The 21,800-nt window shown below is 70.8% G+C and carries 17 protein-coding genes; 8 read left to right on the plus strand and 9 right to left on the minus strand.

The window, feature by feature from the left end; translation table 11 throughout:
• Window positions 1-124 precede the first annotated feature (124 nt).
• On the plus strand, window positions 125-1,894 hold the full coding sequence (gene argS / locus SCAB_RS18500; protein WP_013001600.1) for an arginine--tRNA ligase: 1,770 nt from the start codon (window positions 125-127) through the stop codon (window positions 1,892-1,894).
• A gap of 95 nt (window positions 1,895-1,989) precedes the next feature.
• Window positions 1,990-2,799, plus strand: coding sequence for a DUF4253 domain-containing protein (locus SCAB_RS18505; RefSeq protein WP_013001601.1), 810 nt, complete (start codon window positions 1,990-1,992; stop codon window positions 2,797-2,799).
• 40 nt (window positions 2,800-2,839) lie between these two features.
• Here the strand turns inward: SCAB_RS18505 and SCAB_RS18510 are convergent, their stop codons facing one another.
• On the minus strand, window positions 2,840-4,129 hold the full coding sequence (locus SCAB_RS18510; RefSeq protein WP_041669362.1) for an aminotransferase-like domain-containing protein: 1,290 nt from the start codon (window positions 4,127-4,129) through the stop codon (window positions 2,840-2,842).
• Window positions 4,130-4,257: 128 nt separating this feature from the next.
• Between SCAB_RS18510 and SCAB_RS18515 the strand changes: the two genes are divergently transcribed.
• Window positions 4,258-5,190: a phosphotransferase family protein gene (locus SCAB_RS18515; protein ID WP_013001603.1), complete on the plus strand. Its 933-nt coding sequence runs from the start codon at window positions 4,258-4,260 to the stop codon at window positions 5,188-5,190.
• A gap of 79 nt (window positions 5,191-5,269) precedes the next feature.
• Here SCAB_RS18515 and SCAB_RS18520 read toward each other — a convergent pair whose 3' ends face one another.
• Together SCAB_RS18520 and SCAB_RS18525 are read right to left on the minus strand one after the other, a co-directional pair.
• Window positions 5,270-6,172 (minus strand): SAM-dependent methyltransferase, encoded by a 903-nt coding sequence (locus SCAB_RS18520; protein ID WP_013001604.1) that lies wholly within the window; start codon window positions 6,170-6,172, stop codon window positions 5,270-5,272.
• 123 nt (window positions 6,173-6,295) lie between these two features.
• Complete coding sequence (locus SCAB_RS18525; protein ID WP_106437269.1) at window positions 6,296-7,738, minus strand: helix-turn-helix domain-containing protein; 1,443 nt, start codon at window positions 7,736-7,738, stop codon at window positions 6,296-6,298.
• Window positions 7,739-7,966: 228 nt separating this feature from the next.
• On the opposite strand from SCAB_RS18525, the gene SCAB_RS18530 reads away from it, so the two are divergent.
• Entirely contained in the window at window positions 7,967-8,740 is a 774-nt protein-coding gene (locus SCAB_RS18530; protein WP_013001606.1) for a DUF4232 domain-containing protein, read from the plus strand.
• A gap of 75 nt (window positions 8,741-8,815) precedes the next feature.
• Here SCAB_RS18530 and hemB read toward each other — a convergent pair whose 3' ends face one another.
• The gene (hemB, locus tag SCAB_RS18535) at window positions 8,816-9,808 is read right to left on the minus strand and encodes a porphobilinogen synthase (protein ID WP_037722997.1); all 993 of its coding nucleotides are present in this window, start codon (window positions 9,806-9,808) and stop codon (window positions 8,816-8,818) included.
• A 181-nt stretch (window positions 9,809-9,989) separates the two neighbouring features.
• Between hemB and SCAB_RS18540 the strand changes: the two genes are divergently transcribed.
• Both SCAB_RS18540 and SCAB_RS18545 read left to right on the plus strand, forming a co-directional pair.
• Window positions 9,990-12,572, plus strand: a complete 2,583-nt coding sequence (locus SCAB_RS18540; RefSeq protein WP_013001608.1) for a hypothetical protein — start codon at window positions 9,990-9,992, stop codon at window positions 12,570-12,572.
• Window positions 12,569-13,429 (plus strand): immunity 49 family protein, encoded by an 861-nt coding sequence (locus SCAB_RS18545; RefSeq protein WP_013001609.1) that lies wholly within the window; start codon window positions 12,569-12,571, stop codon window positions 13,427-13,429. Before SCAB_RS18540 ends, SCAB_RS18545 begins: the two co-directional genes overlap by 4 nt.
• 112 nt (window positions 13,430-13,541) lie before the next feature.
• Here SCAB_RS18545 and SCAB_RS18550 read toward each other — a convergent pair whose 3' ends face one another.
• The 5 genes from SCAB_RS18550 to SCAB_RS18570 all read right to left on the minus strand — a co-directional run bounded on the left by SCAB_RS18550 (window position 13,542) and on the right by SCAB_RS18570 (window position 19,375).
• Window positions 13,542-15,293 (minus strand): bifunctional uroporphyrinogen-III C-methyltransferase/uroporphyrinogen-III synthase, encoded by a 1,752-nt coding sequence (locus SCAB_RS18550; RefSeq protein ID WP_013001610.1) that lies wholly within the window; start codon window positions 15,291-15,293, stop codon window positions 13,542-13,544.
• Window positions 15,290-16,258: a hydroxymethylbilane synthase gene (gene hemC / locus SCAB_RS18555; RefSeq protein ID WP_013001611.1), complete on the minus strand. Its 969-nt coding sequence runs from the start codon at window positions 16,256-16,258 to the stop codon at window positions 15,290-15,292. Before hemC ends, SCAB_RS18550 begins: the two co-directional genes overlap by 4 nt.
• Window positions 16,255-18,018, minus strand: coding sequence for a glutamyl-tRNA reductase (locus tag SCAB_RS18560; RefSeq protein ID WP_013001612.1), 1,764 nt, complete (start codon window positions 18,016-18,018; stop codon window positions 16,255-16,257). Before SCAB_RS18560 ends, hemC begins: the two co-directional genes overlap by 4 nt.
• The gene (locus tag SCAB_RS18565; protein ID WP_013001613.1) at window positions 18,015-18,770 is read right to left on the minus strand and encodes a redox-sensing transcriptional repressor Rex; all 756 of its coding nucleotides are present in this window, start codon (window positions 18,768-18,770) and stop codon (window positions 18,015-18,017) included. The genes SCAB_RS18560 and SCAB_RS18565 overlap by 4 nt, the downstream gene beginning before the upstream one ends.
• A gap of 317 nt (window positions 18,771-19,087) precedes the next feature.
• Window positions 19,088-19,375 carry a glutaredoxin family protein gene (locus SCAB_RS18570; protein ID WP_013001614.1) on the minus strand — a complete coding sequence of 96 codons (288 nt, stop codon included), beginning with the start codon at window positions 19,373-19,375 and terminating at the stop codon, window positions 19,088-19,090.
• A gap of 197 nt (window positions 19,376-19,572) precedes the next feature.
• Here SCAB_RS18570 and SCAB_RS18575 point away from each other — a divergent pair, with 197 nt between their 5' ends.
• Window positions 19,573-20,508: an HAD family hydrolase gene (locus tag SCAB_RS18575; protein ID WP_078580134.1), complete on the plus strand. Its 936-nt coding sequence runs from the start codon at window positions 19,573-19,575 to the stop codon at window positions 20,506-20,508.
• 386 nt (window positions 20,509-20,894) lie between these two features.
• Window positions 20,895-21,671, plus strand: a complete 777-nt coding sequence (locus tag SCAB_RS18580) for an ECF subfamily RNA polymerase sigma factor, BldN family (protein WP_013001616.1) — start codon at window positions 20,895-20,897, stop codon at window positions 21,669-21,671.
• The last annotated feature ends 129 nt before the right edge of the window (window positions 21,672-21,800 follow it).

Below are 21,800 nucleotides of genomic sequence, written 5' to 3' on the forward strand. Positions count from 1 at the left end.
CACCGGGCCCGCACCCACCCACAAACCGACCCCCCACCTCCCGCCCCGCCACAGAAAAACCCCTTTGCCCAGCGTGGGATACTGAACGACATCCACCCGTACCCCAAGGAGAACGGCCCCCCTGATGGCTTCGGTCACGTCCCTCACCGCCTCCGTCCACCAGCGCCTCGCAACCGCCCTCTCGGCCACCCTGCCGACCGCGGACGCGGACCCGCTGCTGCGACGCAGCGACCGGGCGGACTACCAGGCGAACGGGATCCTCGCGCTGGCCAAGAAGGCGAAGGCCAACCCCAGGGAGCTGGCGACCCAGGTCGTCGCCCGGGTGGAGTCCGGTGAGCTGATCGGCGAGATCGAGGTCTCGGGCCCCGGCTTCCTGAACATCACCCTCACCGACCGCGCGATCACGCAGAACCTCGCCGCGCGGTACGCGGACGACACCGGCCGTCTCGGCGTCCCCACGGCGGAACGCCCGGGGACGACGGTCATCGACTACGCCCAGCCGAACGTGGCGAAGGAGATGCACGTAGGCCACCTCCGCTCCGCCGTGATCGGTGACGCGGTCGTCCAGATCCTGGAGTTCACCGGCGAGAACGTGGTCCGCAGGCACCACATCGGCGACTGGGGCACCCAGTTCGGCATGCTCATCCAGTACCTGGACGAGCACCCGCACGAGCTGGACCACAAGGACGCCCGGGTGAGCGGCGAGGAGGCGATGTCGAACCTCGACCGCCTCTACAAGGCCGCCCGCAAGCTGTTCGACTCCGACGAGGAGTTCAAGACGCGGGCCCGCCGCAGGGTCGTCGACCTCCAGGCGGGCGACCCGCACACCCTCGCCACCTGGCAGAAGTTCGTCGACGAGTCGAAGATCTACTTCTTCTCCGTCTTCGAGAAGCTGGACATGGAGGTCCGGGACGCGGACATCGTCGGCGAGTCGGGTTACAACGACATGCTGGACGAGACCTGCCGCCTTCTGGAGGAGTCGGGCGTCGCGGTCCGCTCCGAGGGCGCCCTCTGCGTCTTCTTCGACGACGTCAAGGGCCCGGACGGCAACCCGGTCCCCCTGATCGTCAAGAAGTCCGACGGCGGCTACGGCTACGCGGCGACCGACCTCTCCGCGATCAGGGACCGTGTCTTCCACCTCAAGGCGAACTCCCTCCTGTACGTGGTGGACGCCCGCCAGTCCCTGCACTTCAAGATGGTCTTCGAGACCGCGCGCAGGGCGGGCTGGCTGAACGACGACGACGTCAAGGCGTTCCAGCTCGCCTTCGGCACGGTCCTCGGCAAGGACGGCAAGCCGTTCAAGACCCGTGAGGGCGAGACGATCCGTCTGGTCGACCTGCTCGACGAGGCGATCGACCGCGCGACGGCGGTGGTCCGGGAGAAGGCCGAGAAGGTGGGCCTGACCGAGGACGAGATCGTCGAGAACGGCCGGTACGTCGGCATCGGCGCGGTGAAGTACGCCGACCTGTCGACCTCCGCCGTACGGGACTACAAGTTCGACCTGGACCAGATGGTCTCGCTGAACGGCGACACCTCCGTCTACCTCCAGTACGCGTACGCCCGTATCCAGTCGATCCTCCGCAAGGCGGGCGAGGCCGGCCCGGCCGCCCACCCGGAGCTGGAACTGGCCCCGGCGGAGCGCGCGCTGGGGCTGCACCTGGACCAGTTCGGCGAGGCGGTGGCCGAGGTGGCGGAGTCGTACGAGCCGCACAAGCTGGCCGCGTACCTGTTCAGGCTGGCGACGCTGCTGACCTCGTTCTACGACCAGTGCCCGGTCCTGAAGGCCGAGTCGCCGGCGCAGGTCGAGAACCGGCTGTTCCTGGTCGACCTGACGGCCCGCACCCTGCACCGGGGCATGGCCCTGCTGGGCATCAGGACCCCCGACAAGCTCTGACCGCCCCACGGCGAACGGACCATCGCGGCCCGGCCGGTCGTGCTCAGGCACGACCGGCCGGGCCGCTGTCGGTGCCTGCCCCTACAGTCGCTCGCATGGCGACCCTTCCCAATCCGCTGCCCCAGCTGGCGGCCGACCCGAGCGGGCGTGTGCTCGGGCTTGAACTCCCGCTTCCGCAGGGGCGGCTGATCGACGCCACGGACGACGGTCCGTGGCACGAACCGCTGCTGTGGTGCGCGGACGAGCCGGCGACGAAGGGCTCCTGGACAGCCGTCCAGCCCGCCCGCCGTACGGCCGGTCTCCTCCCGGTGCTGCTGGACGTCGGGGACGGCCGGGGCGGGCCGGAGAGGTGGGGGTTGAGGCCGGGCGAGATGTCCTACCCCGGTGATCACGACGCCGACGAGGTCCTGGCCGAGTTCTGGGACGATCACGCCCTTGCCGAGGACCCCGACTGGCCGGGCCTCGCCGAAGCCCTCGTCCAGGCTCAGCACCCGGCCCCCGATCCCGACACCCACGCCGCCGACACCGCCGACGCTTTGGTGAAAGGTCCCTCCCGGCTGAGGGACTTCCGTATCGCCCTGGTCCCCGCCCGCCGCAGCGCGGACATCCCGGCGGCGATCGGCTGGACCGGCCCGTTGAACCACGAGAACGACGTGGCGAGGCTCTGCGCGGTCCTGCGCTCCTGGGAGGACCGCTTCGGCATACGCGTCGTCGCCCTCGCCCACGCCGAGCTCGTCCTCTCGGTCGCGGCCCCGCCCACCACCGAGGCCGAGGCCGAGGCCGTGGCCGACGAGCACTTCGCCTTCTGCCCCGACAACATCTCCCAGGACACGGACAACGCCACCCGCCCCGCCTACGCCCGTACCCTCCTCAACGCTCCCCTCTGGTCCTTCTGGTGGGACTGAGCCACCACTGAGACCAACGGGGCCCTTGCCGTCCTCACCCTCACACCTCGACCCCCCGCAACCCCGCCCCCAGCCGGCGCAGCCCCTCCCGGATCTCCTCCGGCGTCTGCGTCACGAAGCAGAGCCGCAGGGTCGACCGGTCCGGTTCACCGGCGTAGAAGGGCGCGCCGGGCACGTACGCCACGTCCTGCTCGACGACGCGTGGCAGCAGGGCGGTGGTGTCGTAGGAGGAGGGCAGGCGGGCCCAGAGGAACATGCCGCCCTCGGGTCGGTTCCAGGCGGAGCCCTCCGGGAGCGCGTCGGCGAGGCCGTCGAGCATGGCGTCGCGGCGCTCCCGGTAGGCCCCGGCGACGCGGGCGACATGGGCGTCCAGGTCGCGGTCGGCGAGATAGCGGGCGGCGGCGAGCTGGTTGACGGTCGGGGTGTGCAGGTCGGCCGCCTGCTTGGCGACCGCGCACGCCCGGCGCAGCCCCGCGGGTGCGCGCAGCCAGCCGAGCCGCATTCCGGGGGCCATCACCTTGGAGAAGGAGCCCAGCAGCGCGGTGCGGTCCTCGGCCCCCGGGCAGGAGGCGATCCACGGCATCCGGTCGCCCTCGAAGCGGAGTTCGCCGTACGGGTCGTCCTCGACGATCCACAGCCCCCGCCGCGCGGCGACGGAGGCGACGGCCGCCCGTCGCTCGGCGGGGAGGGTGCGTCCGGTCGGGTTCTGGAAGGTGGGCACGGTGTAGAACAGCTTGGGGCGCAGCCGCGCCACCAGGTCGTCCAGCGCCGCCGGGTCCACGCCGTACCCGTCGCCGGGCACGGCCACCACCCGTGCCCCCGCGAAGCGGAACGCCTGGAGCGCCGCCAGATAGCAGGGGTCCTCGACCAGGACGACGTCGCCCGGCTCCAGCAGCGCGGTGGCGAGCAGCGACAGCGCCTGCTGCGAGCCGGTGGTGACGAGGACCTCGTCCGCGCCGGTCGGCAGTCCGCGCGCCCCGTACCGCGCCGCGAGCGCCGCCCTGAGCACCGGTTCGCCCTCGGTCGTCGCGTACTGCAGGGCGCGACCCGCGGACTCGGCGAGCACGTCGCGGTAGGCGGCCGCTATCCCCTCGGCGTCGAACAGCTCCGGGGCGGGCAACCCGCCCGCGAAGTTGACGACTTCGGGACGCGAGGTGACGGCGAGGATGTCCCGAACGGGGGAACCTCCGACCGTCGCGACCCGTTCGGCGAGGCCGGGCACGGCCGCCGCGCCCCCGCCCCCGGCCGGACCCACCGGAGCGTCCCCGCCCTCCGTCCGGGCGACAAACCCCACGTCACGCGCGGCCCGCTCGGTTTCCACGGCACCCATTCCACGGCTCCTTCACCCCTCGCGGACGGCCCGGTCCCGCCCCTGCCCGCACCCTAGACAGGTGTGTGCCCACTACACCCACCGTTTCCGCGATGCGGACCGCGCCCCGCACCCCCTAGGCTGCGCCCATGCTGCCCAGCGTGGACACGAACGACGAGTTGCGAGAAGTCGTCGGTGACGAGGCGCTGCTGCGACCTGCTGCCCAGGATCTCTGTGCGCAGCTCGGTCTCGCAGGCGCGCGAATCGTACGTTTCCCCGAGGGCTCGCTGCCGGTGTACGCCGTCGGCGATGCCCTCGTCCTCAAGCTCTATCCGGGTTTCGAAGCGACGGAAGCCGTCCGCGAGGCCCGCCTGCTGTCGATACTGTGGGGCAAACTCCCCATCCCCACACCCCGGTTGCACGCGGCCGACCAGTACAAGAACGGCTGGCGCTATGTGCTGATGTCCCGGCTGCCGGGTGAGGATCTCAGCGAGGCGTGGCCCCGGATCCCCCGGCCCGACCAGGAACGTGTCATCGTCGAGGCCGCCGAGGGTCTCGCCGCCCTGCACGCCCTGGACGCCACCCCGGTCGTCCCGCTCACCGGGCCGACGGACTGGGGCAGGTTCCTCGCCGCCCAGCGCGCGACGGCGGTCGAACAGCAGGAGATCGGCGGCCTGTCCGGCCCCTGGCTGGAACAGATCCCGGACTTCCTGCGCTCCGTGCCCCTGACCACCACGCGCCGCCCGGTCCTGCTGCACACCGAGTACATGCGCGAGCACCTCACCGTCGACCCGCACGACGGCTGGCGCCTCACCGGCCTCTTCGACTTCGAGCCGGCCATGGTCGGCGACCCCGCCTACGACTTCGTCGGCGTCGGCCTGCTCCTGACCCGCGCCGACCCCGCCCTGCTGAAGCTCTTCTACGAGGCGTACGGCCAAGCGCCTTTCGACCCGCGCGAGTTGATGGCCTACACCCTCCTGCACGTCTACAGCGACCTGGACTGGTACCTGCGCAGCCTGCCCGCTCCGCCGCGCCAGGACTTCGAGTCACTGGCGCAGACGTGGTTCGGCACCGGGGGGTGAGGACCCCCGGGGGCGAGGTACCCCCGGGGCGAGGACGCCCGGGGGGGCGAGGTGCCCCGGGTGGGGCCACCAGCCGTCGCTACTGCTTGCGTCCCGTCGCCACGTACACGTTGATGTCCGCGTCGGTCACGTCGTTGATGTCCCGGTGCCGGACCTTCTCGATGTCGTCCATCGCGGCCAGCACGTGCGGTTCCACCGCCGCCGGCAGCGGCGCGCCGTCCTCGAACCGCCAGTGGTGCGCCGGCACCACCCCGGGCTCGTCCACCGTGAGACCGCTCTGCTCGAAGAAGCGGGCGACCTCGTCCCTGGACCGCAGCACGAAGGTGAACCCGCGCTTGGTGTACGTCTCCTTGACGGCACGGATGCTCGCCGGATTGAGGTCCTCGGTCAGATGGCTGAGGACCAGCCGGCTCCCGGCGGGCAGCGCGTCCATCAGCTCGCGCACGACCGGGTACGCCTCGTCGTCCGCCACGAAGTGCAGGATCGCCACCAGGCACAGCGCGATCGGCCGGTCGAAGTCGAGGGTCTTCGCGGCGGTTTCCAGGATCTGCGCCGGTGACTTCAGGTCGGCGTCGATGTAGTCGGTGATGCCCTCGGGCCCGCTCGTCAGCAGGGCGCGTGCGTGAGCGAGCACCACCGGGTCGTTGTCGACGTACACGACCCGGGAGTCGGGGGCGATGCCCTGGGCGATCTGATGGACGTTCTCGCCGGTCGGCAGCCCGGTGCCGATGTCCAGGAACTGCCGGACGCCCTCGTCCCGGGCGAGCGAGGTCACCGCGCGGCGCATGAAGTCCCGGTTGTGGCGGACGTCGAGGTAGCCCCGCGGATTGGCCGCCAGCGCGGCGGCGGCCGCGTCCCGGTCCACCGGGTAGTTGTCCTTGCCGCCGAGGAAGACGTCGTAGACCCGTGCCGGGTGCGCCTTGGTCGTGTCGATCCTCCTGCGCAGCTCGGCGGGGTCCTGACTGAGCGCGTCACCGGCCATGTGGCTCTCCCTGGGGGGGGCGGGTCATTGAATAACCAACAACCTAACCCGAGCGGCGAGTTGGCGCCGCCCGGATCCGGAAGCCCACCCACCGCCGCCTTGGGGCCGCCTGGGCCCGCGGCACTAGCTCCCCGCCTCCTCGCCCAGCGTCGTCCCCTCCTCGACCCACTTCGGTCCGCCGAGCGGGTACTCGTACGCCGGGCGGCCGTTGTTCCCGCTCGTGCGGAACGGCTCGCCGTCGTCGTCGACGATCAGCGTGCCGCTGCGGGAGCCGCTGCTCCACTTCAGCTCCAGGTACCAACTGACGTAGTACGCCGAGGCGTCGGCGGTGATGTAGTAGGTCTCCGGGTCGGACTCGCTGACGGAGTACGGGAAGTTCCCGGTGCCCGACTTGGGCTTCACGTCGGGGCGCGCCCCGTCGAGGGCGATCGTGAAGGACCGGGTGGGGACACCGGCCCCGCAGCCGACCCCGGGGTAGCCCATCGCGTAGTCGTTCCAGGCGAGGGGCGACCGCTTGTCGACCGTACGGACCGTGAGGCTCCGTACGACCACGGTCTCCTTGCCGGAGCCCTGCACGGTCAGGGTCAGGAACTGCTCCCCCGAGGACACGGCGCCCGCCGACGACACCCAGGCCCTCGCGTCCTGCTCCAGAGGCGGCGGCGCCACCTCGGCCGGCGGACGGGCGGTCAGATACCGCTGGGAGCAGGGGCTCTCCCAGGTGTACGGCTCCACCTTCACGGACAGCGGCACGGAACGGGAGGCGTCCGCGCCCTTCGCACCGGAGCCGGAGGGCGTACCACCGGCCGAGGACGTACCGGCCTCGCCGGTGCCCTTCCCCTCCTTCGCGCCCTTCACGTCCTTGTCGCCCGCCCCGCTCTCGGAGCCGGAGGGCAGGGTGACGGCCGGCGCCGACCGGCCCGGGCCGCCCGCCGCCTCCCCCGGGGACTCCCGGACGCCGACGGTCACGTCCCCGGCCCGTCGTGCTCCCGTCCTCTCCCCCTCCGCGTCGGACGGCAGACTCACGGCGAGCGTGACCGCTCCGAGCACGGCGGTCACGGCCAGACCGGCGACGAGCGCGACCCGCGTACGCCGCCGAGCCGGCAGGCGCACGCCCGCCGCTCTCACGGAACCGGCGCCGCCGACCAGCGTCTCCACGGGGCGGTCGTCCCCCTCCGGGACCGCGCCCTCCTCCGGGACCGCGTCCTCCTCCGGGACCCCGTCCCCCTCAGGGGCCGCCGCGTGCGGTGCCGTCGCCGTGCCGCCGGAGTCGCTCCCCCTGCGCCGCCGCGTCGCGTCCGCGAGCACCCACCTCCGGTGCAGATCGACCAGCTCGTCCGGGGCCGCCCTGCAGAGACGGGCCAGCCGCTCGACGGGGGCGTAGTCCGTCGGTACGGCATCCCCGTTGCAGTACCGGTGGAGCGTCGACGTACTCATGTGGAGCCGCTTGGCGAGCACTCCGTAACTCAGCCCGGAGCGCTCCTTCAACTCCCGCAGCAGCTCGGCGAAATCGGCCCCCGGACCGTTCGCGGTACCGCTCCCCGACACGTTCTCCTCCGTCTTCCTCATGCCCGCACGTCCCGTTCCGCGTTCCAGCGAAGGAACGTTCCCCCAGTTCAGAGTGGGTTCGGGCATTCCAGCGTCCCGTATCGTCCGCCGGCCGTGGCGGCCGGGACGCATCACCCCACAAGCTGTTGGTCATCCAAGCACGCCGCTCCCGGCACACCGGTCGAGCGGCACGGCTTCGACCACCTGTTCTCAGCCTGCTCAACCGGCTTTGTCCGAAAGGGATCAGTCATGCGCACGTTCCGTTCCACCCGCCCCACCCGCTCCGCCCGCCCCGCCCGTCTGCTCGCGGCGACCGGCGTGGCCCTGGCCGCCCTCGCCCTGACGGCGTGCGACAACGGCATGGGCACGAGGGTGGAGGGCCCGGTGAACGGCGACACCTCGGCCTCACGGACCACGGGCGGCTCGGAGGCGACCACGGGCGGTACGACGGCCACGGGTGGTACGACGACGGGCGGCTCGGACACGACCACCGGCGGCTCCACGACCGACCAGGCGTCCGCCAGGACGGGCAAGAGCACGGGCACCGGCACCCGGGGCGGCAGCGCCACCTCCACCGACCCCTCGGACCCCGCCAACCGCGTCACCTGCAACGGCGCCAACACCACGGTGACCGCGAAGCCGGTGACCCGCCCGATCAACCACCTGCTGATCACCGTCAAGAACACCGGCTCGAAGTACTGCGACCTCTACTACTACCCCACGGTGCGCTTCGGTGAGGCCCAGTCCGCCCCGCGGGTGATGGAGGAGTCCCAGCCGCAGGCCGTCGTGACGCTGGCCCCCGGCGAGTCCGGCTACGGAGGCGTCCTCCTCTCCTCCGGCGACGGCAGCGGCGGCCCCGGCGCGACGGAGAAGAAGGTCGTCGTCCACTTCCAGGGCCGCAAGCCCGGGAGCGACGCCGGCTCCCCCGCCTCCCCCGCCCTCCCGGCCAAGGGCGTCCACGTCGACAACTCCGTGGCCGTCACCTACTGGCAGTCGACGGCGGCGGACGCCCTCCAGTACTGAACGCGGACCGGACCGCACCTACCGGGCCGGAGGCAAGTCGAGGCGAGGCAGGCGAGGCGAGGCGGTGTCGGATGCTCAGCGCAGCATCCGGGCCGCCTCGACGGCCCAGTACGTGAGGATGTTCCGCGCCCCGGCCCGCTTGATCCCGGTCAGCGTCTCCAGGATCGCCCGCTCCCGGTCGATCCACCCCTTCTCGGCGGCGGCCTCGACCATCGAGTACTCACCGGAGATCTGGTACGCGGCGACCGGCACGTCCACGGCGTCCGCGACCCGCGCGAGGATGTCGAGGTAGGGGCCGGCCGGCTTGACCATCACCATGTCCGCGCCCTCCTCCAGGTCGAGGGCCAGCTCCCGCAGCGACTCCCGCGTGTTCGCCGGATCCTGCTGGTAGGTCTTGCGGTCCCCCTTCAGCGAGGAGGCGACCGCCTCCCGGAAGGGTCCGTAGAAGGCCGAGGCGTACTTGGCGGTGTAGGCGAGCACGGCGACGTCCTCGCGCCCGATCTGGTCGAGCGCGTCCCGGACGACCCCGATCTGGCCGTCCATCATCCCGCTGGGCCCGACCACGTGCGCACCCGCGTCGGCCTGCACCTGGGCCATCTCGGCGTACCGCTCCAGGGTCGCGTCGTTGTCGACGCGCCCTTCCGCGTCCAGCACCCCGCAGTGCCCGTGGTCGGTGGTCTCGTCGAGACAGAGGTCGGACATGACGAGCAGCTCGTCCCCGACCTCGGCCCGCACGTCACGGATGGCGACCTGCAGGATCCCGTCGGGATCGGTGCCCGGCGTGCCGAGCGCGTCCTTCTTGTCGTCCTCCGGCACCCCGAACAGCATGATCCCGGAGACCCCGGCCTCGACGGCCTCCACGGCGGCCTTCCTCAGACTGTCCCGCGTGTGCTGCACGACCCCGGGCATCGCCGAGATCGGCACCGGCGCGCTCACGCCCTCCCGCACGAACGCGGGCAGGATGAAGTCCGCGGGATGCAGCCGTGTCTCGGCCACCATGCGCCGCATCACGGGCGTCGTACGAAGCCGGCGGGGCCGCGTACCGGGAAACGATCCGTACTTCGACATACACCTACGCTACGCCCGCGCCGCCCGCCCCTTTGCCAACACCTCGTCGGCAGCAGGTCCCCTCCGGGAGGCGGGCATCCCGGCGGAGCTGAGCCTTGGCCAGAACCGCGTGGGATCGCGATCGCAACTTTGGTACAAATGATCGAACAAGCGATCTGCGAGGGCGTCCACGGGGGTAGACGTGAGCGAGGACAGGCCCGTTGTCTCGGCCGAGATACCGGAGTTCACCGGGAATCTGGAGCAGTTGGAGACGGACGCCGGGGACATCGCGTTCGACGGGATGGCGGTCGGCGCGGCGGGACTGCTGATCGACGCCAACTTCCATCTCCTGCAGCCGTTCTACAAGGCTCCCGAGGCCGACCAGTTGTTCGCGACGACCGCGCCGGTCGCCGCGGCCGGCCACGACCTGCAGACCGAGCTGAGCACGGTGTCGAAGGCGCTGCTGGACTACGCGGCCGAGGTGCGGCCCCTGGTGGCCCGCCTCGACGCGCTGCGCGCGGAGGCGGCGGCGTTCGAACGGCGCGTCGCCGACGACGAGGACTGGGTCGCCGACGGCGACCTCATCGACGAGAACACCGCCCGCCGCAACGCGGTGAACGCCGCCTGGACCGCCTTCCAGGCCGCCGAACGCGCCTGCCACAACAAGATCGTCGCGCTGGTCGGCGGGGAGCCGCTCGCCGTCGGCGACGGCACGGACAAGAAGAACACCTACGGCTACCGCGCCGAGGACCTGGACAACGCCGGCGGTCTGCCCTGGGGCGACCCGGTCGAGGAGTCCAACCCCTGGTACTACATCCACGAACACGCCTGGGACTTCACCGTCGGCTTCGTCGTCGACGGCGTCTGGGGCACGATCAAGGGCCTGGGCACCCTGGTCGGCGTCAACGGCTGGGACGCCGCGGGCCAGGCCTGGGTCGGCCTCGGCAAACTCGCCACCGGCATCCTGATCACCGGAACACCGCTCGGTGCCGCGTACTGGCTCACTCCGGCCGACAAACTCCCCTCCTGGCTACGGGACTCCCGCACGGCGGTGGTGGAGACCGGCAAGGCACTGATCGCCTACGACGAGTGGGGCAAGAACCCCTCGCGGGCGGCCGGAGCGGTGACGTTCAACGTCCTGACGACCGTCTTCACGGGCGGCGCGGGAGGCGCGGCCGCGGCCACCGGCAAGGCGGGAGCCGTGGCCAGGGCCATCTCCTTCGCCGGCAAGGCAGGCCGGATCGTCGACCCGATGACCTACATCGCCAAGGGCATCGGCGGTACGGCGGTGAAGATCGGCGACGTCATGGCGAGCCTGCGCGGCATCACCGACGGCACCCACATCCGGCTCGGCGAAGGCACGTACCGGATAGCCGACACACCCAACATCGCCGACGACCTCCCGGCCGGCCTCACCCCCGACAACTCCGTCCGCATGACCACCCCCGAGGGCCAGGTCGTCTACCTCGACACCAAAACCCTCCTCATGCACAACGCCGACGGCACGATCCGCGAGTCCCTGGAAAACCTCCGCCACGAGCCGACGGCCGAACAGCGGGCCGGGGAGAGCGCCGGACGGCAGGAGCAGTCGGCGAATGGCACCGGTGCGCGGGAGCCGGTCGCGCTGGGGGCCGGTGCGCGGGGCGGGGACTCCGCGGCGGTGGGGGGTCGAGGAAGCGACACGGTGGCCACGGGCGGCCGAGGGAGCGACGGGCCCGGGGACACCGGCGGCCGTGGTGGCGATGCACCAGGGGGCCGGGGTGGCGGTGGTTCGGATGACATCGGGCGCCCCGGTGACGACGCGGCAGGCGACGGATCGAACGGCGGTCCGCGATCCGACGGTGACGATCCTGGTCCGACAGCGCAGACTCCGCGACCTGCCTTCATGCGCGACGGAGCCAATCCCTATGGGCCCCGGGGCTCCCTGTCCCTGGAGCAGATCGAAGAGATTCAGGTCTACCGCGCCAACCACGAGCCGGGATACATGGAGCGGTACTACAAGGACAATGGCTGGCGGAAGAACCTGAAACTCCAGGACGAGAGCGGTTTCACGCCGCCCCAGCTCGCTCGACTCTCGGAGGACTCTCCATGGATTCAGGCCAAGGACACTCCTGCGGCACCTGAACCGCATTTCCTCGATGACGAATACATGAGCGTGGGCGCGGACACCGTCACAAGCCAGGCCAGGCTCGGGGTACTCGACGGGGCGGCACGGCAACGCCATTTCGCCGTCCAGTGGGACAACGTCGTCAAGGAGTGGAGGGCGGAGACCGGAAAGGCCCATGAAATCCATGGCACGGCCGACTCCGCCGCGGAGTGGGGAGAGGCGCGAGGGGCTTACAAGGAGTCCCACACGGCCATGGGGAAGGCAACCGAGGCGTTCGGCGAGCATGCGGCGGAGCACCACTACATCGCCGAGCGCTACCCGGACTTCGAGAAACAGCCCCTGCTCGGCCCGAAGAACGGGAACGACCAGTTCGACCAGGTATGGAAGCACGATGACGGCCGAATAGTCGTCGTCGAGGCGAAGAGCAGCACGGGCACGGAACTCGGCGGTCGATCCCTGTCGAACGGAAAGAAGGTCTCCCAAGGGAGCAGAGAGTATTTCTTCGACATTCTCCGGGAAATGAGAAAGCGAGGAGAGCTGAAACTCGTGGACGACCTCAGGGCGGCACTCAGAGACGGCAAGCTGGAATATGTGGTCGTCAAGGGGGAGAGGAACTCGGGCACGTACACTGGCTACCAGTACCGACGGTTCGACATCAGCAGGGGGACTCTTCCGTGACCGTGACTGTCGCCAGGCATGGCGTGGTGATCCCCGACACCGAGCGCTTTGTGGAGCGCCTCGGCGAAACCGTCGCCCGGGACGTCGACGAACTCGAAGAGTCGACAGAGATGATCGACTTCGCGTTCTCCAGTGCCGTCATGGCACTGCAGGCACGCTGTGTCGCCGACCCCGAAGCATCGGCCGTGGAGACCTGGGAAGCCGCAGTCACCGCGATGCAGTTGGGTTCGGCGCTCTTCGCGGTGTCGGAGGCGAGTGAGGGGCACGTCGAGTGCCGCATCAACCACAAGACGCGTCGCCTTGCCGCGAGCGGCCGGCTGTCCGCCGCCGATGCCGGGAACTGGCTCACCGCCTTCTGGCTGGCTGTCATCTGCCGTGACCAGCAGCGTATGACGCAGCTGTGTGAGATTCCCGTGGAGCGGTTGCGTGCGCCGGAGGGGCAGTACGACGAGTACGTCTACCACTGGGTCGACACCCTGCAGACCTACTGGCTGCGGCGTCCGGGCCTGGTGGAGAAGCTGACCGTCACCTTCCAGTCCTCGGACCCCGCGGTTGCGCGAATCGCACCACGAGACCTCCTCCAGGGCGTCCTCTATCCACCGATCAATCTCTTCTACAACTTCGTGCGCAGAAACGAGACGGGTTTCGGTCCTGCCCTGGAGGAAGCGCTGAAGCTGCACAGGCTGTACTGGACGCGCGACGAGAGCCGGGAGACGGACATCGACGGAGCCGTCGCACTCGGCCCTCTCGCCGTCGCCTGCCTCGCGTACGACGGCGGATTCACCGTCGGCATCGAGTCCGGCTATCTGCCCAAGCACCTTCTCCAGCGCGACTGGTTGGGCGAGTTCCCCACCTGAGCAGACCCGGTCGGGCATGTGTCGCTTCGCCCACGAGAGCGAAGCACCGCGTCCGCCAAAGCAACGGGGCGGCAGCCGCAAGCAGCCACCGCCCCGTTTCTCACGCCTCGGCTCAGGTCGTGGATCTACGCCGCCGCGCTCCCGGCCGCCGCTCGCTCGGCCGGGTGACGGGGTCGCCCGCCTCGACCGCCGCGGCCCGCCGGCGTACGCCGAAGTCCGCCAGCGCCTCCGCCAGCTTGTGGACGGACGGCTCGGGAGCCATCACGTCCACCCGCAGCCCGTGCTCCTCGGCCGTCTTGGCCGTGGCGGGGCCGATACAGGCGATCACCGTCACGTTGTGCGGCTTGCCGGCGATGCCGACCAGGTTCCGCACCGTGGACGACGAGGTGAACAGCACGGCGTCGAAACCACCGCCCTTGATCGCCTCCCGCGTCTCGGCCGGCGGCGGCGAGGCCCGCACGGTCCGGTACGCGGTGACGTCGTCGACCTCCCAGCCCAGCTCGATCAGCCCGGCGACCAGCGTCTCCGTGGCGATGTCGGCCCGCGGCAGGAACACCCGGTCGATCGGGTCGAAGACCGGGTCGTACGGCGGCCAGTCCTCCAGCAGCCCGGCGGCCGACTGCTCACCGCTCGGCACCAGATCCGGCTTCACACCGAACGCGATGAGCGCGTTGGCCGTCTGCTCACCCACCGCCGCGACCTTGATCCCGGCGAAGGCACGCGCGTCGAGCCCGTACTCCTCGAACTTCTCCCGCACCGCCTTGACCGCGTTCACCGAGGTGAAAGCGATCCACTCGTAGCGCCCCGTCACGAGCCCCTTCACGGCCCGCTCCATCTGCTGCGGCGTGCGCGGCGGCTCGACCGCGATCGTCGGCACCTCGTGCGGCACGGCCCCGTACGAGCGCAGCTGGTCGGAGAGCGAGGCGGCCTGCTCCTTCGTGCGCGGGACGAGGACCCGCCACCCGAAGAGCGGCTTGTTCTCGAACCACGACAGCTGGTCGCGCTGGGCCGCCGAGGAGCGCTCGCCGACCACCACTATCACCGGCCGGCCGCCCTCGGGCGAGGGCAGCACCTTGGCCTGCTTCAGCGTCTGCGCGATCGTGCCGAGCGTCGCGGTCCAGGTGCGCTGCCGGGTCGTCGTACCGGCGACCGTCACGGTCATCGGCGTATCGGGCTTGCGGCCCGCCGCGACCAGCTCACCGGCGGCCGCGGCCACGGTCTCCAGCGTCGCCGAGACGACCACGGTCCCGTCCGACGCCCCGACCTCCGCCCAGCACCGGTCGGAGGCCGTGCGCGCGTCGACGAACCGCACGTCCGCGCCCTGCGCGTCCCGCAGCGGCACACCGGCGTACGCGGGCACGCCCACGGCGGCGGCCACACCGGGCACCACCTCGAACGGCACGCCGGCGGCGGCGCACGCCAGCATCTCCTCGGTGGCGTACGTGTCGAGTCCGGGGTCCCCGGACACCGCACGCACGACCCGCCTGCCGCCCCTCGCGGCCTCCATGACAAGATGTGCCGCATCCCGCACAGCGGGTGCACCAACGGTTGTTGACGCGCCGTCAACAACCGTCAGCTGAGGCGTGCCTGTGCCCGCAAACGTATCCGCTGAAGTAGCCGCGGAAGAGGCCGAGGACGCCGCAGCAAGAGCCGACGGCGGGCTCGAGTCGGTGTCCAGTAGGGCGACGCCGGCGCGGGCGTGCGTACGCACCACGTCGAGCACATCGTGCTCGGCGATGAGAACGTCCGCGTTCGCCAGGGCCTCGACGGCGCGCAGTGTCAGCAGTCCCGGATCCCCGGGTCCGGCACCGAGGAAGGTGACGTGACCGTGGTCCGGACCGGCGGGAAGGGTGGTGGGGCTCAATGTGCTCGCTCCCCCATCAGACCGGCCGCGCCCTTAGCGAGCATCTCGGCGGCGAGTTCACGGCCGAGCGCCATTGCTTGGTCGTACGTCTCGGGCACGGGACCGGTGGTGGACAGCTGCACCAGCGTCGAGCCGTCGGTGGTGCCGACGACGCCGCGCAGGCGCATCTCCTTGACAGTCTGCCCGTCGGCCAGAAGGTCGGCGAACGCACCCACAGGTGCGCTGCAACCGGCCTCCAGGGCGGCGAGCAGGGACCGCTCGGCGGTCACGGCGGCCCGGGTGTCCGGGTCGTCGAGTCCGGCGAGCGCGGCGATCAGCTCCGCATCGGCTGCGGCGCATTCGATCGCCAGTGCCCCCTGGCCGGGGGCGGGCAAAACAGTGTCGACCGAGAGGAAGTCGGTCACCTCGTCGATCCGTCCGATCCGGCTCAGTCCGGCGGCGGCCAGGACGACGGCGTCCAGCTCGCCCTTCCGTACGTATCCGATGCGCGTGTCGACGTTCCCGCGGATCGGCACCGTCTCGATCGTGAGCCCGTGACCGCGCGCGTAGGCGTTCAGCTGGGCCATCCGGCGCGACGAACCGGTACCGACCCGGGCGCCCGCGGGGAGCTGCTCGAACGTCAGTCCGTCCCGGGCGACCAGGACGTCCCGCGCGTCCGCGCGCACCGGCACGGCGGCCAGCGTCAGCTCGTCCGGGTAGGTGGTCGGCAGGTCCTTGAGGGAGTGCACGGCGAAGTCGACCTCGCCGCGCAGCAGCGCCTCGCGCAGCGCGGCGACGAACACACCCGTGCCGCCGATCTGCGCGAGCTGCTCGCGGGAGACGTCGCCGTACGTCGTGATCTCCACGAGTTCGACGGGCCGCCCGGTCAGCCGGCGGACCGCGTCCGCCACCTGCCTGGACTGGGACATGGCGAGGGTACTTCGCCTGGTCCCGAGCCTCAGGGCCCTGTTGTGCGGCTCACTCATGATCGCCCTCGGTTCTCGGCGTTCGCTCCGACGAACTGGCCGCCGGCTGTGCGCTGGTCGCTGTCCACGGCCCGGGACACGGCGGCGACCGTCTCCTGGTCCAGGTCGAACAGGGTCCGCAGCGCGTCCGCGTACCCGGCGCCGCCGGGTTCGGCCGCGAGCTGCTTGACCCGTACGGTCGGCGCGTGCAGCAGCTTGTCCACCACGCGCCGCACGGTCTGGGTGATCTCGCCCCGGTGCTTGTCGTCGAGGCCGGGAAGCCGGCCCTCCAGGCGGGCGATCTCGCTCGCGACGACATCGGCGGCCATGGCACGCAGCGCCACGACGGTGGGTGTGATGTGCGCGGCACGCTGAGCGGCGCCGAAGGCGGCCACCTCGTCCGAAACGATCCTCCGCACCAGGTCGACGTCGGCGGCCATCGGCGCGTCGGCGGAGACCTCGGCGAGGGACTCGATGTCGACCAGCCGTACCCCGGCGAGCCGGTGCGCGGCCGCGTCGATGTCGCGGGGCATCGCCAGGTCCAGCAGCGCCAGCACGGGCGCGGGCCGGGGCACCTCGACGACCGCCTCGGGACGGCGCAGCTCGGTGATCCGTCCGCTGACGGCGACGGCCGCGACGAGCGCGGTGATCAGCTCGGCGTCGGCGGCGGGCGTACGCGGGGCCTCGCGCTCCGGCGTGCGGCGGCTCGCGCGCCGGTCCACGGTCGCGTTGTCCACCCAGGCCGCGTGCTGCTCCAGGGTGGCCGCGTCCATCCCGGCGACCGCGTCCTCCCCGTGCACGGAGAAGCCGCCGCCCTGGACGGCCGGCAGGTCGAGCGGGCAGTCGTCGTCACTGCCGACGGAGGTCGGCGGCAGGACGGCCCGTATGCCGGTACGGATCTCCGGGCGGGCCGCCGGTCGCGAGGGAGCGCCTTCGGGCACCCGGCCCTCGACGGCCGCCGCGACCATACCGGCGGTCAGGACCAGGCCCGTGGCCCCCGTACAGGAGACCGCGATGTCAGCACGTGTCAGCTCGCCCGGCACCGACTCCATCGGTACCGCGCGGGCCAGCACGTCCGTTTCGCCCTGCTCGGTGAGGATCCGGGCGAGCCGTTCGGCCCGGTCGTACGTCCGGTTGGCGATCACGATCTCGCCCACGCCCGCGCGCGCCAGGGTCGCGGCGGCCAGCGAGGACATGGAACCCGCGCCGATCACCACGGCACGCTTGCCCCGGGCCCAGCTCGTGACGTCCGCGCCCGCAGTGAACTGCTCCAGACCGAAGGTCACCAGCGACTGCCCGGCCCGGTCGATCCCGGTCTCGGAGTGCGCCCGCTTGCCGACCCGGAGGCTCTGCTGGAACAGGTCGTTGAGCAGCCGCCCGGCGGTGTGCAGCTCCTGGGCGCGGGCCAGCGAGTCCTTGATCTGCCCGAGGATCTGCCCCTCGCCGACGACCATCGAGTCGAGGCCGCAGGCCACGGAGAACAGATGGTGGACGGCCCGGTCCTCGTAGTGCACGTACAGATACGGCGTGATCTCGTCGAGCCCGACGCCGCTGTGGCGGGCGAGCAGCGTGGACAGCTCGGCGACGCCCGCGTGGAACTTGTCCACGTCCGCGTACAGCTCGATGCGGTTGCACGTGGCGAGCAGAGCGGCCTCGGCGGCAGGCTCCGCGGCGACCGTGTCCTGAAGCAACTTGATCTGCGCGTCCAGGGACAGCGCAGCCCGCTCCAGCACGCTCACCGGAGCGCTGCGGTGACTCAGTCCGACGACCAGGAGACTCATGCCGGCATCACGGCGGGGACATCCCCGTCGGGCCCTTTCCCGGACTCCTGGGGAGCCGGTGCCACGGCGGCGGCCTCGGCCGCGGCCTCCTCGCCGGCCTTGCGCTGCTCGTGGAACGCCAGGATCTGCAGCTCGATGGAGAGGTCCACCTTGCGGACGTCCACGCCGTCCGGCACGGACAGGACAGTGGGCGCGAAGTTCAGGATCGAGGTGATCCCGGCGGCGACCAGCCGGTCGCACACCTGCTGGGCGGCGCCCGCGGGCGTGGCGATCACACCGATCGACACACCGTTGTCATCGATGATCTTTTCCAGCTCGTCCGTGTGCTGCACCGCGATCCCCGCGACAGGCTTGCCCGCCATCGCCGGGTCGGCGTCTATCAACGCGGCCACCCGGAAACCACGGGAGGCGAACCCGCCGTAATTGGCCAGCGCGGCGCCGAGATTACCGATACCGACGATCACGACCGGCCAGTCCTGGGTCAGCCCGAGCTCACGCGAGATCTGGTAGACGAGGTACTCGACGTCGTATCCCACACCCCTGGTCCCGTAGGAACCGAGGTACGAGAAGTCCTTGCGCAGCTTCGCGGAGTTGACCCCCGCCGCGGCCGCGAGTTCCTCGGATGAAACGGTGGGTACCGAACGCTCGGAGAGCGCGGTCAGAGCACGGAGGTACAGCGGAAGTCTGGCGACGGTGGCCTCGGGAATCCCTCGGCTACGGGTCGCCGGTCGGTGAGTTCGGCCAGTTGCCACGGTGCTCCTGCGGGTAGAGCGGGGCTGCGGGCGGTCGTGCGTCCCCAGACCGCCCCGTCGACAGCAGGCTATGTCTTTGTGAACGCGTGCACAAAGATGGTGTCCGATTTGCCCGGCCAACGTGACCGGGGTCACGCACACGCGACGCACGCGTACGGAACCGGCGCACACGCACCGTCGTTCCTCACCGGACGCCTTGCACGACAGGGGCAAAACCGCACACTCTCCTCACGAATCCCGCCCCCGAGACCAACCAGCCCATCGATCCTAAGCGACTATTGGGACCACTTGGACTGGTCGGTCAGGTCACATCATCGTCACCTTGATGCGAGGGCTTTGCGAAGGCGCTCCTCATCGACCCGCCAGAAGGTGTGCTGGGCACCGTCCACCAGCACGACCGGAATCTGCTCCCAGTACTGCCGGTGCAGTTCCGCATCCTCCTCGATGTCCTTCTTCTCCCAGGGAACGCCCAGCTCACCGCAGACCTTCCCGATCACCGCCTCGGCGTCGTCGCAGAGATGACACCCGGATTTCCCGATCAGTGTGACGAGACGCTCACCGGAATTCTTCGGCGTCCGCCGGAACATGGCACTCATGACGGCCATTGTCGCTCCGCGCCCGATGTCCCCGCCTCTCGCTCACCACACAGCGCACGACCTGCTCTTTTCCCCGTCCGTCGCGACCCGTTGCACACCGGGACACGCCGTCCGCGACACTGCTTTAACGACACGGCCGCGGAGAGTTCACAGCACGCGAACCTCCAGGCTCCGGAACCACCGAACAGACTGGCTATGCTCACGACATGGCCGCTCTCGGATGGCTCACTCCCCGTAGGCGCTCCGCCACGGCGCGGAGCGTTTTGGCAGGCGAGGCCTCTGCGGAGGCAGCGCGCAAGTCCTCCCAGGAGTTGGAGGACATCTCCCCCGCACCCGACGCCGTCCAGGAACCGGTGTTCCCGGTCCTCGGCGACGACAGGGCCGCCGCTTTCTTCGATCTCGACAACACCGTCATGCAGGGCGCCTCGCTCTTCCACTTCGGCCGCGGCCTGTACAAGCGGAAGTTCTTCGAGACCCGCGACCTCGCCCGATTCGCCTGGCAGCAGGCGTGGTTCAGGCTGGCGGGGTCCGAGGACCCCGAGCACATGCAGGACGCCCAGAACTCCGCGCTCTCCATCGTCCAGGGCCACCGCGTCGCCGAACTGACGATCATCGGCGAAGAGATCTACGACGAGTACATGGCCGAGCGCATCTGGCCGGGCACCCGCGCCCTGGCCCAGGCCCACCTCGACGCCGGCCAGAAGGTCTGGCTCGTCACGGCCGCGCCGGTGGAGATCGCCCAGGTGATCGCCCGCCGCCTCGGCCTGACCGGCGCCCTCGGCACGGTCGCCGAGTCCGTCGACGGCGTCTACACCGGCAAGCTCGTCGGCGAACCGCTGCACGGCCCCGCCAAGGCCGAGGCCGTGCGCGCCCTGGCCGTCGCGGAGAGCCTCGACCTCTCCCGCTGCGCCGCGTACAGCGACTCCCACAACGACATCCCGATGCTGTCGCTCGTGGGTCACCCGTACGCCATCAACCCCGACAGCAAACTCCGCAAGCACGCCCGGGACATGGACTGGCGTCTGCGGGACTACCGCACCGCCCGCAAGGCCGCCAAGGTCGGCCTCCCCGCGGCGGCGGGCGTGGGCGCGGTGGCGGGCGGCACGGCGGCCGCGATCGCCCTGCACCGCCGACGCCGCTGAAACTGAACTGTCAGTCGTTTTTCGAACGCCGGAGGGGCTGGGAAACCAGCCCCTCCGGCGTTCGTGCGTGCGGCCCCGCGACCCCGCATTCCAGCGGTCCTACCCCCACGCGGCCCCCCTCAGTCACGCCGTCCGCACCCGACCACAACACGCCCCGCACCCAGACGGAACACGAACCCGATCGGTCAACAACCGATCACGGACACGCACTTGAGCAGCCGCCAATCAGTAACAGAAGCGACGTAATCGATGATTTGAGCAACTGGGTGTAGCAGTGCCTGCACGAAGCGTTATTCTCCTCAAACGCAAACCGGTACCCCTCCGTCGCTACGACGGGTGAAAGGTTCCGCACTGCACGTGATGGAAGCTCTGCCTCTGGGAGTCCCGTGTACCCACATGTCGGGGTTGACGCCTCGGGCCTGGCTACGCTGCGCGCGACGGTCAACCAACTGTTGCGCGGCTTCGTCCCCACCGCGTACGCCGTCCCCGCCCTCGCCACCTCCGCCGCGCCCGTCGGCCCGTGCTACGCACTGGCCGACGGCAGCGCGACGGTCGGCAGACGAGGTCGTTCGGGATCCACCGCCACGACCACCCGCCGTCCCGCCGCGGACAGCGACAGCGCCCGCATGATGGACCTCGTCGAACGCGCCCAGTCCGGCGAGGCCGACGCCTTCGGTCGCCTGTACGACCAGTACAGCGACACGGTCTACCGCTACATCTACTACCGCGTGGGCGGCAAGGCCACGGCCGAGGACCTCACCAGCGAGACGTTCCTGCGCGCCCTGCGGCGCATCGGCACGTTCACCTGGCAGGGCCGCGACTTCGGCGCCTGGCTGGTCACGATCGCCCGCAACCTGGTGGCCGACCACTTCAAGTCCAGCCGTTTCCGGCTGGAGGTCACCACCGGCGAGATGCTCGACGCCAACGAGGTCGAGCGCTCCCCCGAGGACTCCGTCCTGGAGTCCCTCTCCAACGCGGCCCTCCTCGAAGCCGTACGCCGCCTCAACCCCCAGCAGCAGGAGTGCGTCACGCTCCGCTTCCTGCAGGGCCTCTCCGTCGCCGAGACCGCCCGCGTCATGGGCAAGAACGAGGGTGCGATCAAGACCCTCCAGTACCGGGCGGTCCGCACCCTCGCCCGCCTCCTCCCGGACGACGCCCGCTGACCCCGCCGACCGGGATCACCGGCCCTGAGCGGCACCGCGCCGAGGGCGGCGACCGGCCACGTTCCGCCATCGTCAACTGACTCTCCGTCCACGTCGGTTGACTTCCTCGCCCAATCACCCGCCGTCCGT

This window comes from Streptomyces scabiei 87.22 (genome assembly GCF_000091305.1).
In the GTDB taxonomy this organism is placed as follows: domain Bacteria; phylum Actinomycetota; class Actinomycetes; order Streptomycetales; family Streptomycetaceae; genus Streptomyces; species Streptomyces scabiei.